This window comes from bacterium, from assembly GCA_040754625.1.
Taxonomy (GTDB): domain Bacteria; phylum JACRDZ01; class JAQUKH01; order JAQUKH01; family JAQUKH01; genus JAQUKH01.
The window spans coordinates 1-15956 of the sequence record JBFMCF010000052.1 but is presented as its reverse complement, the minus strand read 5'-3'; the positions used below and the strand labels follow the sequence as shown (position 1 = coordinate 15956).

Annotated in this window: 15 protein-coding genes; 1 reads left to right on the top strand and 14 read right to left on the bottom strand. The window is 38.3% G+C overall.

What is annotated here, in order from left to right; genetic code table 11:
- Positions 1–220: 220 nt before the first annotated feature.
- Positions 221–727 (top strand): hypothetical protein, encoded by a 507-nt coding sequence (locus tag AB1498_04145; protein MEW6087472.1) that lies wholly within the window; start codon positions 221–223, stop codon positions 725–727.
- A 62-nt stretch (positions 728–789) separates the two neighbouring features.
- On the opposite strand, the gene ppdK is transcribed toward AB1498_04145, so the two are convergent.
- The 14 genes from ppdK to AB1498_04075 form a co-directional block, all read right to left on the bottom strand.
- Positions 790–3513, bottom strand: coding sequence for a pyruvate, phosphate dikinase (gene ppdK, locus AB1498_04140; GenBank protein ID MEW6087471.1), 2724 nt, complete (start codon positions 3511–3513; stop codon positions 790–792).
- Between the two features lie 31 nt (positions 3514–3544).
- Positions 3545–5611, bottom strand: coding sequence for a glycine--tRNA ligase subunit beta (gene glyS, locus AB1498_04135; GenBank protein MEW6087470.1), 2067 nt, complete (start codon positions 5609–5611; stop codon positions 3545–3547).
- Positions 5611–6486 (bottom strand): glycine--tRNA ligase subunit alpha, encoded by an 876-nt coding sequence (locus tag AB1498_04130; GenBank protein MEW6087469.1) that lies wholly within the window; start codon positions 6484–6486, stop codon positions 5611–5613. Before AB1498_04130 ends, glyS begins: the two co-directional genes overlap by 1 nt.
- Positions 6487–6593: 107 nt before the next feature.
- Positions 6594–7370 (bottom strand): DNA repair protein RecO, encoded by a 777-nt coding sequence (gene recO, locus AB1498_04125; protein MEW6087468.1) that lies wholly within the window; start codon positions 7368–7370, stop codon positions 6594–6596.
- A 40-nt stretch (positions 7371–7410) separates the two neighbouring features.
- Complete coding sequence (locus AB1498_04120) at positions 7411–7737, bottom strand: hypothetical protein (protein MEW6087467.1); 327 nt, start codon at positions 7735–7737, stop codon at positions 7411–7413.
- Positions 7734–8177, bottom strand: coding sequence for an RDD family protein (locus tag AB1498_04115; GenBank protein MEW6087466.1), 444 nt, complete (start codon positions 8175–8177; stop codon positions 7734–7736). Before AB1498_04115 ends, AB1498_04120 begins: the two co-directional genes overlap by 4 nt.
- On the bottom strand, positions 8178–9686 hold the full coding sequence (locus AB1498_04110) for a mechanosensitive ion channel family protein (GenBank protein ID MEW6087465.1): 1509 nt from the start codon (positions 9684–9686) through the stop codon (positions 8178–8180). It abuts the gene before it with no gap.
- 51 nt (positions 9687–9737) lie between these two features.
- Positions 9738–10820 carry a tRNA preQ1(34) S-adenosylmethionine ribosyltransferase-isomerase QueA gene (gene queA, locus AB1498_04105; GenBank protein ID MEW6087464.1) on the bottom strand — a complete coding sequence of 361 codons (1083 nt, stop codon included), beginning with the start codon at positions 10818–10820 and terminating at the stop codon, positions 9738–9740.
- Complete coding sequence (locus tag AB1498_04100; GenBank protein MEW6087463.1) at positions 10820–11110, bottom strand: DUF6516 family protein; 291 nt, start codon at positions 11108–11110, stop codon at positions 10820–10822. Before AB1498_04100 ends, queA begins: the two co-directional genes overlap by 1 nt.
- A 59-nt stretch (positions 11111–11169) precedes the next feature.
- Entirely contained in the window at positions 11170–11460 is a 291-nt protein-coding gene (locus AB1498_04095) for a hypothetical protein (protein MEW6087462.1), read from the bottom strand.
- A gap of 145 nt (positions 11461–11605) precedes the next feature.
- A complete protein-coding gene (locus AB1498_04090; protein MEW6087461.1) occupies positions 11606–12430 on the bottom strand; it encodes a hypothetical protein in 825 nt (274 codons plus the stop codon).
- 198 nt (positions 12431–12628) lie between these two features.
- Positions 12629–14113: a UDP-N-acetylmuramoyl-L-alanyl-D-glutamate--2,6-diaminopimelate ligase gene (locus tag AB1498_04085; protein MEW6087460.1), complete on the bottom strand. Its 1485-nt coding sequence runs from the start codon at positions 14111–14113 to the stop codon at positions 12629–12631.
- Positions 14114–14128: 15 nt separating this feature from the next.
- Positions 14129–14698 (bottom strand): BglII/BstYI family type II restriction endonuclease, encoded by a 570-nt coding sequence (locus AB1498_04080; GenBank protein ID MEW6087459.1) that lies wholly within the window; start codon positions 14696–14698, stop codon positions 14129–14131.
- The gene (locus AB1498_04075) at positions 14695–15660 is read right to left on the bottom strand and encodes a site-specific DNA-methyltransferase (GenBank protein ID MEW6087458.1); all 966 of its coding nucleotides are present in this window, start codon (positions 15658–15660) and stop codon (positions 14695–14697) included. Before AB1498_04075 ends, AB1498_04080 begins: the two co-directional genes overlap by 4 nt.
- Positions 15661–15956 lie beyond the last annotated feature (296 nt).

The following is a 15956-nucleotide window of genomic DNA, read 5'->3' as shown; positions in this document are numbered from 1 at the left end:
TATTCAAGAGGGTGGTCTGCACTACATTCACTTTTTTTTAATCCGCTATTGATTTATCAAGCTTTTTTAGATTTCCTTTAGCTAAAAAATATCATTCCCAATATCACACTGCGGAACTTGGGCTAGAGCCATAAACCTTGATCCTAATTTAGCTGATGTTTACAATAAGAGAGGAAGATGTTACAGAATCCTTGCTTATTCGGGAAATGAAAAGGAGGTTTTGGATTTAGCCATCACTGATTTTAATAAGGCGATCAAATTAAACCCAAGTAATGATAATTATTATATGCTCAGGGCAGGATGTTTTTCGCAAAGAAAGGATTTCGCAAGCTCAATACCAGATTATCAGAGAGCTATTGAACTTAACTCTTTTGATCATTTAGCTATTCTTGGCAAAATGGAAGCTGAAATTTGTCTTAGAAAATACGATGAATCATTGATAACTTATGGAAAATTACCTCAAATGTTAGATCCCCAACATATGCTTGTAGCTGAATGCCTGAGATGTTTAGCCCTTACTATGCAAGGTGAAGAATATGAAAAATTTATAATATTTCTTACAGATATGAAAATCAGATTGAGTATTTATGTATGGTGCATTGAAGAATTAAAGCACTTTATTAATGAGATTGAATGTGAGAATGATCTCTCAAAAGTCACAAGAGCTAAAAAGATTTATCAGCTTTTTTTACAGCACTTCGATGATCTTGGGTATACACGATGTTAATTTTCTCATACGGCGGCGTGTTTTTTGAACGCGCCGGTTTTTTCTTATCCAAGATTTCTCGTTTACTTTTTCTTTCTACCTGTTTTCTTTGCTTCCACTTCCTTTAATTTTCCATGTGCCGCAGCAAGCCGCGCGATAGGTATGCGGAAAGGGGAACAGCTCACGTAATTTAAATTCGTCCTGTGGCAGAATTCGACCGATGAGGGCTCGCCGCCGTGCTCGCCGCAGATTCCGACTTTCAGGTCTTTTTTGGTGCGCCTTCCTTTTTCCACGGCAATTTGTATTAGTTGTCCCACGCCTTTCTGGTCAAGGACTTCAAACGGGCTTATATCCATAATACCATGTTCAAGGTAATAATTTGTGAAACTGCCTGAATCATCCCTGCTGAACCCGTAGGTTGTTTGCGTAAGGTCGTTTGTTCCGAAGGAGAAAAATTCCGCTTCCTTGGCGATTTCATCGGCTGTTATGGCGGCTCTCGGCAGTTCAATCATTGTCCCGACCATATATGTAAATTTCCGGCCGCAAATTTTCATTATGTCATTTGCGATTTCTACGACAATTTTTTTCTGGGACTTGATTTCTTCAACCATTCCTACAAGAGGTATCATTATTTCAGGGATAATTTTATATCCTTCCTTATATAATTCACAAACAGCTTCAAAAATAGCTTTGATCTGCATACGGGTGATTTCAGGATAGGTTATTCCAAGCCTGCATCCGCGAAGCCCAAGCATCGGGTTGAATTCATGAAGTTCCTGTACGCGGGCAAGAAGCTTTTTCTTTTCGGCAATTACAGCGGGGTCGCCATTTGTAAGTTCAAGTTTGGTAATCTCAACCATTAATTCTTCACGTTTTGGCAGGAATTCGTGAAGAGGCGGATCCAGAAGTCTTATTGTAACAGGGTATCCGCTCATTTCCCTGAAAAGGCCTTTAAAATCGGATTTCTGCATAGGAAGGAGTTTGTCCAGTGCCTTTATCCTGTCACCTTCCGTTTTTGCGAGAATCATTTCCTGGACTATCGGGAGGCGTTCTTTTGCGAAAAACATATGTTCGGTCCTGCAAAGTCCGATTCCTTCCGCTCCAAGCTGGCGCGCTATTTTGGCGTCGATGGGTATATCGGCGTTTGCCCTGACTTTGAGCCGCCTAATTTTATCCGCCCAGCTCATTAAAAGTTTAAAATTCTGATATAATTCGGATTTGTCCGCGTCAAGTTTCCCTGTTAATACCTGGATAATTTCTGACTCCATAGTCGGGACCTTGCCGGGGATTACGCGGCCGGTACCTCCGTCAATCGTTACCCAGTCGCCTTCTTTTACTACTGTGGAATTTACGGTAAATATTTTATTTTTTTCATCGACTTTTATGCTTTCACAGCCTGCCACGCACGGCTTTCCCATTTGACGTGAAACGACAACCGCATGGCTTGTGGCTCCCCCGCGGCTTGTCAATATCCCCTCGGAAACGGCCATGCCGTGTATGTCGTCCGGGGACGTTTCCATGCGGACAAGAAGTGTTTTTGTCCGTTTGCTCCATTCAACGGCGTCCTCGGCGGTAAACACGACCTGGCCGCTTGCGGCCCCCGGAGACGCGGCCAGTCCTCTCGCTATTACTTTTATCTGCGCTTTCGGGTCAAGTATAGGGTGGAGCAGCTGGTCTATTTGTTTCGGTTCCACGCGGGAAACAGCTTCTTCTTTTGTTATTAGTTTTTCCTTGACCATATCAACCGCGGCCTTGACAGCGGCGAAAGCGGTCCTTTTACCGTTTCTTGTCTGGAGCATGAAAAGCCTGTTATTTTCAACCGTGAATTCAAAGTCCTGTATGTCCCTGTAATGTTTTTCAAGCCGGGTCGTGATTGATTTTAACTGTTTAAAAACGTCCGGCATTTCTTTTTCAAGATTGGCGATGGAGTTGGGTGTGCGGATCCCAGCAACGACATCTTCTCCCTGCGCGTTAGTAAGATATTCGCCGTAAAAAATTTTATTGCCCGTCGAAGGGTCTCTTGTGAAACCGACTCCCGTGGCGGATGTTTGCCCCATATTACCGAAAACCATGGCCTGGACATTGACGGCGGTACCAAGATTGTGCGATATCTGATGCAATTTACGATAAGTTATGGCGCGGGGATTGTTCCATGAATTGAAAACCGCGTCGCGGGTCATGGCAAGTTGTTTTTTGGGTTCCGAGGGGAAATTCCCGCCGGTTTGTTCCTTGTATACTTTTTTATAAGTTTCCACCAGTTGTTTAAGGTCTTCCGTGTTTAATTCAGTGTCCTGTTTTATTCCTTTTTTATTTTTCATTTCTGTCATGTGGTGTTCAAAATGTTCCTTGTCAACGCCCATGACAACATTCCCGAACATTTGTATGAACCTGCGGTACGCGTCATACGCAAATCTTTCATTGCCGGTTTTTAACGCCAGACCTTTTACTGATTCATCGTTCAGTCCAAGGTTTAACACAGTGTCCATCATCCCGGGCATCGAAAATTTCGAACCTGACCTGACTGAAACAAGCAGGGGGTCGTTTTTGTCTCCTAATTTTTTGTTCATTACTTTTTCAAGCCTGTCAAGGTTTTTGTCGGCCTGGCTGATAATTTCTTTTGACAGTTTCTTTTTATTTTCATAAAAGAAATTGCACGCTTCGGTGCTAATGGTAAAACCGGGAGGGACGGGAACACCGCTGTTTGTCATTTCGGCAAGCCCCGCGCCCTTGCCGCCAAGGATGTCTTTCATCTTCCCGTTGCCGTCAGCTTTGCCATTTCCAAAAAAATACACCCATTTTTTTGCCATAAAGAAGCCCCCTCTATTTTTAAAAATTTTTTTAAACTGCAATTTTTGAAAAATCAGCTATCTGGTAAAACACAGAAGCTATATTATACAATAAATTCAGCCTGTTTTGTTGAATTTCTTTATTTTTATCCATTACAAGAACTTTGTCAAAAAACTCGTCAATGGGTTTCCTGAGCGGTTTCAATTCATTATAGGCTGAATGGTAATTATTTTTTTTGATCTGCCCGGTAAACTTTTCTTTACAGGATATAAATTTCTGAAAAAGCTCAATTTCAGCATCTTCAGCTAAAAGGTCCTGTCTTATTTCCGGGGAAGGTGTTGTGTTTCTTAAAATATTTGTTACACGGCTGAATGAGACCGTGATTTCCGGAAAATCTTTTTCATTATAAATATCCATCAATGCTTTTGCTCTTTTTTTGTCTAAAAGAGGGTTGTTAAAAACACCGGCCAGGACCGCGTCAAGACAATCATATTTTATTCCCTCATCGAGCAGTAAATTCCTGAATCTTTGCTGGAAAAATTTAATCAGATCATTTTCAATATTTTCTTTAAATATTTTATCCTTTAAATTCAAAACGCTGTTTTTTATTAATTCAAGCAGGGAGATATTATAGTTTTTATGCCATATTATCTGGAGGATGCCGTTTGCCTGCCTTCTCAAGGCGAAAGGGTCCTCGGAGCCGCTTGGGATTTTGTCCAGCAAAAAGAACGCTGTTATATTGTCCATTTTATCTGCAATTGATAATATTGCGCCCAAATCACTTTCAGGCAGGTTGTCGCCCGCGGACCTGGGCAGGTAATGTTCATAAATAGCCCCTGCGATTTCAGGGTCCCCGTTTTGCGCTAAAAAATATTCCCTTCCCATAATACCCTGCAGAGTGGGGAATTCCTTTACCATATCTGTCAATAAATCTAATTTGCATAAATCAGATGAATTTATTATTTTTTCTTTTGATATATCAAGACCGAGCATTCCGGCTATATCAATCGCAAGTGTTTTTATCCGTTCAACCTTGTCTGCTATCGTGCCCAATTTATTTTGAAAAACAATTCCTTTTAAACCGTTCAGCCTGTTTTTAAACGGGCTTTTCCTGTCCTCGTTCCAGAAAAATCTGGCGTCATTTAACCTTGCTTTAAATACCCACTCATTGCCTTGGCGGATTATGTCCTGCGATTCAGTAAAACTATTGGTTATAACAATAAATTCAGGTAAAAGTCTTTTATTATCGTCTTCAAGAGCGAAATATTTTTGCTGTTCCTTCATGACAGTAACAAGGACCTGGGAGGGCAATTGCAGATAAGATTCATCGAAGCTTCCAATAATCGCGTTGGGATATTCAACTAAATTTGTAACATGGGCCAGAAGTTCTTCGTCATGGACGACAAAAGCGTTTAAACTTTTTGAAAGCCGTCCGAGTTGTTCGGTTATGGAGTTTTTTCTCTCTTCCGGGCTTATTATGACCATTTCTTTTTCTATTGTCGATTTATAAGCTGAAGCATCCGTTATAATAACAGGCTTATTGCCTTTTAACCGGTGGCCGGAGGAAACACGGGACGAGTTTACTGAAGCAAGTGAAAATTTTATAACTTTATCGTTAAGCAGGGCGGTGATCCAGCGGATAGGGCGTATAAATTTAAAATTTGTTTCTTCCCACCGCATTTGTTTGGGAAACACCAGGGATTTAATAATCCTGGAGAGTATCTCAGGCAGTATTTTATTTATTTTTGCCCCCCTGGTTTTTTTTACGGCAAAAACATAGTCATTCCCTTTGTAATTTTTGGTCGTTAACTTTTTGGGTTTTACCCCGCATTTATCCGCGAATCTAAGACCCGCTTCTGTTATTTTCCCTGATGGATCAAAAGCTATATTTTTCGCGGGGCCGCGTAATTCAGATATTATATCTTCTTGCTTCTCAGGCAGCCCCTCCACGGTCAGAATTAAACGCCGGGGGGTCCCCATCACAGAAATACCGGTAAAGGAAATCCGGGCGTTGTTTAAAATATTCCCGGCGGATTCTTTTAAGTTTTTCAGCCCAAGATCCAAAAACTTTGCAGGGATCTCTTCCGTGCCGATCTCAAGCAGTAGAATGTTTGCCACTAAAACTCCTTATTTATTGTTAACTGCTTATTGTTTATGTATTTCTCCATATATTTTTCCGCGCATCTTTTAGCTAAATTTCTTATTTCCGCTATATACCTTGTTCTTTCGCTTACTGAAATGGCCTGGCGTGCGTCAAGGACATTAAAAATATGAGAGCATTTTAAAACAAAGTCATACGCCGGCAAAACCAGGTCCTTTTCCAGAAGATTTAATACTTCCTTTTTGTAATTTTCGAAAAGATTAAAATGGATCCCGGTGTCCGCGTGTTCAAAATTGTAAGCGGAAAATTCGGATTCGGTCCGCGAATGTATATCACCGTATTTTACGCCTTCCCGCCATTCTATGTCATATACAGAATTCACTTTTTGGATAAACATGCATAAACGTTCCGTCCCGTATGTGATTTCAGCTGAAACGGGATTTAGTTCAAAACCCCCGACCTGCTGAAAATACGTAAACTGCGTTATTTCCATACCGTCCAGCCATACCTCCCATCCCAGCCCCCACGCTCCGAGCGTCGGGGATTCCCAGTCGTCCTCAACAAAACGTATATCGTGTTCTTTTGGACTGATGCCTAATTCTTCGAGGCTTTTTAAATAAATATCCTGTATATCGGAAGGGGACGGTTTTATAATTACCTGAAACTGGTAATAATGCTGCAGGCGGTTTGGGTTCTGGCCGTAACGGCCGTCGGTGGGCCTCCTGGAAGGCTGTACGAACGCTGTCCGCCAGGGTTTTGGGCCTATCACCCTGAAAAAAGTTGAGGGGTGAAAAGTGCCCGCGCCGACCTCAATATCGTAAGATGACGGGATTAAACATCCCTGCTTACTCCAAAAATTCTGTAATTTAAAAATCAACTGCTGGAAAGTCAATTTGTTTTTCACCCCGCTCTTCCTTTCTTAACTTATTTTTTAAAAACCTATTTTTTAATTATTGCCCAATTTTATTTTACCCTTCCTGTTGTAAGGAAGGGCTGGGTTCATTTTAAAAGTTTTTCCAATATTTTTTTAGATTCTATTTTTTTATCCATATGGTAAAGAATATAAAGCGAAAACCAATATTCTATTTTCTTTAAAACAACAAGAGACACAATAATGTTTTCAATTTTACTTAACGGGGCATAAATTAGTTTTTTCATCACCATGACTGTTTCATAATTTAAGCTGATATTTGACGGTGAAGATTTTAAGCAATTTTTGCAAATAATTCCTCCATGAGAAAGACTGAAGTGTTGGATATTTTTTGTTGCGGTATTTTTACAGTAAACACATCTGTTTAAATCAGGCCAAAGACCTAAGATATAAAGCAGTCTTAATTGGAAACTGGACATTATTATTCCATATTTATTTGTTTTTTCCAAAAGATACAGGAACGTAAACAGGAGATTGAAAATGTCCGTGTTCTTGTCCTTTTCTTTTGTAAGTTCCCTCGCCAGGCCGGTTATGTAAAAAGCCGATGCGATCTTTTTTAAATCAGTGCGGATTTTTAAAAATGATTCTTTTGTATTACACTGGATAAGTAATAAAAGATCTCCCTTCTTTTTTTCCCATAAAATGATTTCATTATATGTAAACAATTCCAAAGAACTTCCAAAACGGTTTTCAATTTTCCGGATGCCTTTGCCCAGAACATCGAGTTTCCCGTAAATCCGTGTATAGAAAGTAATTATCCTGTCGTTTTCCCGAAAATTTCTTTTTCCGATAACAATCGCGTCTGTGCGTAAATACATTATATTTTTAAAGATAGAAAAATTCAAAAACTCCCCAACCCCCTCTTTAATTAAAGGGAAGGGGGAGTTAATAGGGTACATCTTTTATGCTGTCTCCAAAAACATTTCCCACCTGTCCTGATAAAAGCGCTATTATAACAATAAAAAGGTAAAATATAAAAGGTAATAATGCGATATAAATGCAATTTTTACCGACATGCCGGTAGTCAGGGTCGTCCTTGCTGTAAAAAACCGCCCCAAAAACTATTCCCGGGAAAAAAAATAGGGACAGCATGTAAAAAAGGAATTTCATTCCCCTGCCAATAGGGTATGATTGTTTTTCCCCTTTATTTGCTTCAGGTTTTGCAGGCTCCCCGCAGGCCGCAGTAATAGGTTCTAAATTTTCTTCGTTCATAGTTTGTTACCTTGAGGCTGATTTGATGCGGCGGTAAATGTATTTTGGATTTCCTGATTAAGTGTTACGTCGTCATCCACCACCATGGTTCCAGCGATTTTATCTCCGATACGGGTCCCCTCAATGTCCCAGTAAATTAAAAACAATTCAAAAGCACCGATTAAATAATTTATATTCGGGATTATAAAAAAGAAATTGCGCAATATTGATTCTTTGTAAGTCGATGGTGTTTCATCATGTGTTTTCTGAATATTAAGATTAAATATTATTTTGCCTAAACTTTTCCCTCCGCTTAAGCTGTCCCTGAAAAGGATATATATGCTTGAAAAAATAACATTGATTTTTAATGATTTTGTAAATATAAAATAAATAATTACGGCAATCCCAAAATCAACCGCGCCGGCGAGAAGCCTGTTAACTATATTAGCCTTTGATTTCATTTAATTGATTCCAAATAACGCTTTTATATTTTTTAAAAATTTATTATAACTGGAAATCACCTGTTTTTCATTATTAATTTTAACATTTGATAATTCTTTTTCCAGCTTATTTTGCCGTTCTTCTAAAATCCTGCTTAATGATTCAACAATATGGGGATTGTTTACTAAAATCCTTTTAAACGGCAAATGCGTAATGGCAATAAGTTCCGAATCTTCAATGGCCTTCACCGTAGCGTTTCTTTTTTCTCCCGTTAATAAAGACATTTCGCCAAAATAGTCGCCTGGCCCAAGCCTGGAAATGACAGACGGCTTGCCGAATTTAATTTGTTTGCTGACCTCGGCCAGGCCGCTTTTAATAATGTAAAAGGAATCACCCTGTTCGTTTTCATGGAAAATAATTTCCCCCGCCCCGAATCTTTGATAATTCAAATCTTTAGATAATTCCACAAGTTCGGATTCAGACAATGGTTTTAGGATTTCCACCTGTTTGAGCCATGTTAAAATTTCATGCTGGTTATGTTTCTCTTTTTCTTTTATTACTTCAGGGGTCATAGTATAAAGATAGTTTGTTCTTACAGGAAATGGGATTTCAATATTACTGCGTTTTAGCAGATACCAAATGTAGGTGTTTAATTCATCTTCTATCCTGATAAGGTCGTCATAATCGTCAATCCAGAACCGGATTGTGTAATTCATGGTAAAATCTTTATATCCCGATACCGTCACTTTTGGGACAGGATTTTCCAATATCCCGTTGGTTTTCTTTACGGCCTCTAAAATGACGTGTTTTGCCGTATTGGGCGGAGTGGAATAGCTTAAACCGATGTCTATTTTTCTTTCATGGGCTTTTGTCGGGGTTGAAAAATTTATTATTTCCTGTTTTGTGACTATGGCGTTTGGAATAATAACAAGATCATTGCTGCGCAGTCTTATTTTGGTCGTTCTCCATGTGATTTCGAATACCTTGCCGATGTTATTGTTAATTGACACCCAGTCATGAATATCAAACGGTTTTTCCAGGCTTAAAACTATCCCGGAGAAAAGGTTGATTAACAGGTCCTGTAAAGCAAGGCCTATAACCATTGAAAAAACGGCTGATGTGGCAAGCAGGGGAGTAATATTTAAATTGAGATATGTCCGCAATATAAAAAGAAGAACAATTATATAAATCAGCCATAGGATAATGTTGTGTAAAAGAGGAGGGATCGTTACTCCCCTGTGTTTTGATGAAAGTAGGTCCGACACCAGAAGGTCTATTATCTGGATAAAGAGAAAGACATAGGTGAAGAAAATCAATCCGTCAGATATGTCCGACAGATAGGTGGCCGGTGTTTTTGTGATAAAAATGAATAATTTTACAGAAACGGCAAGGGATATCAGAATACTGCTTTTTGAAAGTTTTCTGAACACGGCTATATAGTTGGATAAGGCAAGAAATAAAAACCTTGTTCCAATATAGGTGCAAAGGCTGACTAAAAAAGCTGTGATGAATTTTGGAATGAGTGTCATAGTTTTTGTATATTTAAATTATATAAACACTTTATTTTAAAAGAAATTCCGTTATTTGTCAAGAATCAGCATGCAGTCGCCATAACTGAAAAACCTGTATTTGTTCTTTACAGCCTCATTATAAGCTTTTTTTATTAATTCTGTTCCGGTAAATGCGGGCTTGTTCATAGCATCTTCAGCGAAAGCGGAAACAAGAAGAAACAGGCTTGATTTAGGCAGGTGAAAATTAGTAAGAAGGGCGTCGACTATTTTAAATTTTTTCCCGGGGTATAAAAACAAATTGGTTGAGCCTTTGCTGGGTTTGATAATACCGTTTTCCATGTCCGCAGTTTCCAAAACACGCGTTGTTGTTGTCCCCACAGCGATAATTTTACGGCCTTGTTTTTTTGCATTATTTATTTTATCCGTTGTTTTTTCACTGATTGAATAAAATTCATAATGCAATTTGTTTTTTTCGATTTCTTCATCTCTGAGAGGAAGGAAGGTCCCCAAACCTACATGCAGGGTAACAGGAACAAGAGAAATATTTTTTTCATTGAACCTGGCCAGGATGGATTTTGAAAAATGCAGGCCGGCCGTAGGCGCGGCAATAGAACCGTTTTTATCCGCAAAAATACTTTGGTATCTTTTACGTTCAAAAATTTCGTCATTTTTGGAAGAATAATCTCTTTTTATGTAAGGTGGGAGGGGCATATGCCCGGACTTTTCAAGAAAATCTTCTATCTTGGTTTTTTCAGGAAATTTAATAGTTGCCATTCCTTCGCCGGTAAACCCTAAAACTTCACCTTCCATGAAATTTTCCCCAAAGATGATTTTTGTCCCGATACGCGCCCGTTTTTTTGGTTTAAGCATGCATTCCCATGTATTATCGCCTGTTTCTTTTAGAAAAAACACCTCGAATTTGCCCCCTGTTTCCTTTTTTAATCCGAAGGCACGGCAGGGCACGACCCTGGAATCATTATAGACGATTAAATACCTTTTAGCGAGGAAATCAGGCAAATCCCTGAAATGCCGGTGTAATATTTCAGCGGTATTCCGGTAAACCACCATCATTCTTGACTGGTCGCGTCTGGTGGACGGATATTGCGCTATTAATTCTTTGGGAAGGTGGTAGCCGAAATCTGAAAGTTTCATTAGTTCTTTACAATATTTTTTATCACAAAATTTAAAAATTCTTTTAGTGCTAATTCCGGATTGTCTGAAATATGGCTTGGCAAGACAGTCTGTTCTGAACCGTTATGAAAATGTTTTGGGAAAGTTTCAATATGTTTCCATTTTTGATGCGGCGCGTTATCGTGGCGAAATATTTTATTGACGGTTAATCGTCTATCCCAGTGATAAGAATATTTATTGCTTTTGATTGAAAGATAAATATCAATAAAACTATTATCATACAAATAGAGACGCAATTTTATAAGGTTCATTGCTTTCTGAATAGAAAATTTCTATGTTTGTGAATTCGGCAGTTGCTATTTTAAGAAGATTATTGTATAGCTTTGATATCTTTGTTAATAAGGGCAAGGGCCGACTCCAAATTTTCAAGTTGAATTAAATCTTCCCATGCAGGATGTTCAGGTATATTACCATTTTCTATTTTTTTTTCAAGGTCTTTTGAAGAAACGGCGTCATATCTGCTGGCTATATTCAATATATCTAACATAATACTTCGTTTTTTTTCGCGAAGAAAAGCAAGTAGTCCGGATATAGTAAGTTGTGTGGTACTTAGTCCTGTATCGTCAGCTATTTTTTTAATGATATCTGTATTCGCGGGCATATTTTCTTATACCTCCATTTATTTTATTTTAGCTAATTATACAATTCTGGTATATTTTGTCAAGTTAAGAGTTTATTGAATATCCGCCAAGCTATGGAAGCTCTTAGAGAGATAGGAAATAAGGATTTTATAACGGATATCGCGGCTATATGAAAAGTGTTTTTATTCTTAATATATTTGCGGAAAATTTCCGTGTGAATAACGATTTTTTAAGCCCGTTTGATGTGAGGATATGTGTGGAATCCAAAATGTTATACTGGTTTGGAAAACTGCCGCCCAGTTTTTTGTTTTTTCTGATTTCAGCCTTTATTTGCGGTTTATTCGCGATTTCCGGGTCAAAGTTGAAATGCTCCTGGTGGTAAGCAGTCATGAAATCAGTCGCGTCTATCACGGGTATATCCATTTTAATCGCGTTATAAATAAACCACCCTTCCCATGCTCCCCTTTCAAGGAGAAAAGGGGGCATTTCCCAATCGATGTCTTTTGGGAAAATAAAATAATCGATATGGGAATTTCCGCCCAAAAAACCGTTATATCCCCGGTATTTAACAAGGCCTTCCTGCCAATCGCCTTTATTAAAATTCCACGGCCTGTCAAGGTAAATACTCCATCGCCGCCCGGTAATTAAAAACTTATTATCACCGGAAAATTCCCGGGCTTTTTGGATTCCGTAAATAAAGCTGTCAGTCAGGATAATATCGGTATTTAAATAACAAACCACATCGTAATTGGCCGCGGCATGCGCTTTTTCAAATATGGAGTTGACAAGAGGCGTCCCGAATTCATTGTGGGGTATATCAGAAATGTTTCTTATACTTAATTCTTTTGAGATTTTTTCAGTCCCTTCATGCTTGTCGAAAAGAACAATTTCAGGATTGGACTTTATGCGTATCCAGCTTTGGATGGAGTTTCGCTGGATTATATTGAATTTTCCGGTAAATGGTTTTGGCACCGTAAAAAGAGTTAACATGGTTTTTCCTCGCAAGATTTTGCCTGATTATTTTTGCTTTAGTCAACATTTTCGAATAAATCTAAGGCTCATTTTGGACGATTTCCACAATCCTATCAGCTAGCAAATCATGAGTCGTGGAAATCGAAATTCCAAAATTTCGCCAAGATTTATTACCAAAAATGTTTTAATTCCGCAAAAATAATCAGGCAAAATCTATTAAAAAAAGTTGTACATGACGTTATTTTTTAATATTTTTTCTACTATTTCGCGGTCATTTGAGTCAATGGTTTTATCTTTTAAAATTTGTTTTGTCTCATGCCCCTTGCCGGCAATAACAAGAAAATCATCTTGTTTTGCGTATTTTATTAATGCATAAATAGCATCTTTTCGTTCAGGAATTACTTTATATTCTATATCTTTTCTTTTTCCTGTTTTCTTGATACCGTTTTCGATCTGCCCGATAATTTCCATAGGGTCTTCATTATACGTGTCGTCGTTTGTAATGATAAAAAAATCAACCAGCTCAGCCGCGATTTTTCCCATAACAGGCCTTTTGGTTTTGTCCCGGTTTCCGGTAGCGCCGAATACGAGCAAAACCCTGCCTTTGGCCAGGCTTCCCGCGGTTTTTAAAACCTGTTCAAGGCTGTCCGGCGAATGGGCGTAATCAATTACAATTTTAAAGGGCTGCCCGCAATCGATATATTCGAACCTTCCGGGGATATAATTTACTTTTTCCAGTCCCTTTTTGATATTATTAATAGCTATATTTTGAGATATTCCTATACTGCACGCGCATAAAATGTTGTATAAATTAAAGATGCCGTGCAAAGAAGACACAAGGCCGAAACTGCCGGCAGGGGTGTTTATTTCGCAGGATATGCCTTTTTCACTGTAGATAATTTTTTCAGCGGTGATACCAGATTTTTTATTTAAACCGTAAGTTAGTTTATTCCGCCCGCAGATATCTAAAAAGTTTTGGCCGGCGGGGTCGTCGATATTTACAATGCCTATTCCGGAGTCTTTTAACATTTCAAAAAGTTTGAGTTTTGCGTTAAGGTATTCTGAAAAATTGTGATGGAAATCAAGATGATCATGGGACAAGTTGGTGAAAACGGCCGCGTCAAAACGGCAGCCTGTAACCCTGTCCAGCGCAAGCCCGTGAGATGACACTTCCATAACCGCGTAATCAGCCTTTTCTTCAACGAGTTGATTTAGAAAATTTTGTATGTCCATCGCCTCGTTGGTGGTCCTTTTTGTTTCTATCTTATTTTTTATGGTTTTTATTTCTATGGTCGTGGATAAACCGGTTTTAAACCCGCTTTCTTTAAAAATAGAATAGGCAAGGTGGCTGGTGGTGGTTTTCCCCTTTGTGCCAGTAATACCTATAAGTTTCAATTTTTCAGCCGGGTAATCATAAAAACACGCGGCGAGATAAGCGGTGGCTTTTCTCGCGGACGGTACAATAATTTTAGTAATATTGGCAGGGCAGGTGAACTCCTTTTCAGCTATGACCGCCTTCGCGCCTTTTTCCAGGGCTTCCGGGACAAAATTCAATCCGTCATGGACAAAACCAGGGATCGCGACAAACAATGTCCTGTTTGTAATTTGTTTGGAATGCGACGAGATTTTGTCGATATCAATATTTATACTGCCAGTGACTTTTTTTTCAGGCAGGGCGTTTAATAATTTTTCTAGGCGCATGATTTATTTTTCTTTTTATTTATCAATACCCAAAATTAGGACAGGAATATCAATATTTGAGATGCCGCGTTGTTCTAAATCCCAAACAAACTGTTCGAAATAAGAAACGCCTGTGGACATCTGGTCGGCAAAGTTTTTAATCGGCACTATTTCAATACCTGCGTCAATATATCCAAGTTTATTGAAGATTGTCATTTTTGCGCAAACGTTATAGACCATAAAAGCATACTTCCCAAATTGGACTTCAATACCGAGTTTTTCCTTTATAAAATCCATTTCTCTGAAAGCGCCTTTATTGAGTTTCGGCGGGGTGTAATCTGGAACGTAATATTTTGTCGGATATTTGCAGGATTCTCGTTTATTAGTCCATCCGAGTTTTGTGAAATGTTTTTTAAATGCTAAATTAAGCCGTTTAGGGCTGTAGAGTATTGTTCCTTTCATGGTTTTTTCAAGGCTCTTTTTTGTTTTGTATTTTTTAGAATCGACATCATTTATAACTGATCTTGCTTCGTTTAAAAGACGAGGATATTTATCTTTTATGAATTTTTCACCACCATTAAAAGAATATATACCTGCAATTTTCACAATAGACTCTCTATTTTATCTTCCTGCCACTCCATAGGGATTTTGGATATTTTTTCTTTTCCTGTTGGTTCGTATACAGGTTTACCTATTGGCCTTATTTTAAGTTTTCCGGAATAGAAATCTTCGATTCTTTGTCTGGCTATATTAATATAATTTGATTCCTTATCAATACCAATGGATTTTCTATTTTGCTTTAACGCCGCTATTGATGCTGAACCCGCCCCGCAATAGGGGTCAAGAACCCAATCATTTTCGCTGGTAAGGGCTAATACACATCGTTCCACTAATTCTATGGGAAATTGGCAGGGATGACATGTTTTTTCCGGATGATTTGCCTTTACATTTGGGATATTCCAGATTCCCTCATCCCAGTCCTTAATAACTAATTCCCAAATATCTGATGGATTTTTGCCAAGCGGGTTGCCGGAAGGTAAGCCGCGCTTAGGGCCTTTAAAATGCCTTTTCCCCGGATATTTTGATGGGACACGGACTGAATCGAGATTGAATGTATATTTGTCTGATTTTGTAAACCAAAGTATTGTTTCATAACGGCCGGAAAACCGTTTACTTGCATGTAATCCATGATTAAAATGCCAGATAATCCTGTTTCGTAATTTCAATCCATGTTTTTTGAAGTGGTTATAGTACAATATATCTAAAGGGAAAACCTCTGAATTGTCTACATAATTTCCTACCTGCCAGCATATACTACCGTCACTTTTTAGGACCCGGACAAGTTGTTCAATAACCTTATCATGCAAATTTAAATAATCTTCTATTGATATTTTATTCTCATACTCTTTCCCGACATTATAGGGAGGGGATGTAATAACCAGTTTTATGGTTTCATCAGGAATAGTCCGAAGAAAATTATAAGTATCATCGCAGGCTAAAACAATACTATGCTTTTTTGAAAAGGTATCGGTAATTTCAGGAATTTTAAAAATTGGCAACAAACTCATAATTTAATTATACATATTTTTGTTTTTATTGCAAGTTTAAAGGTTATCTCACGGGTCTAAAAAACATTTGAAATATGATACCATATATAGTATCATAATTTAACTGACCCGAAAGACGATCACATTTTAGAATTAGCTGTTGCAGCGGGAATAAAAACAATTGTAACTTACCTTACACAAGCGTAATTTTTTGAAATAAAAGCGAAAAAGAACTTGAAATGCCCAATTCTATTGGTTAAAATGATTTTGTCAAAAGACATAACAACCAAAAAAAAGGGCATTTCAAGTGAATAAAA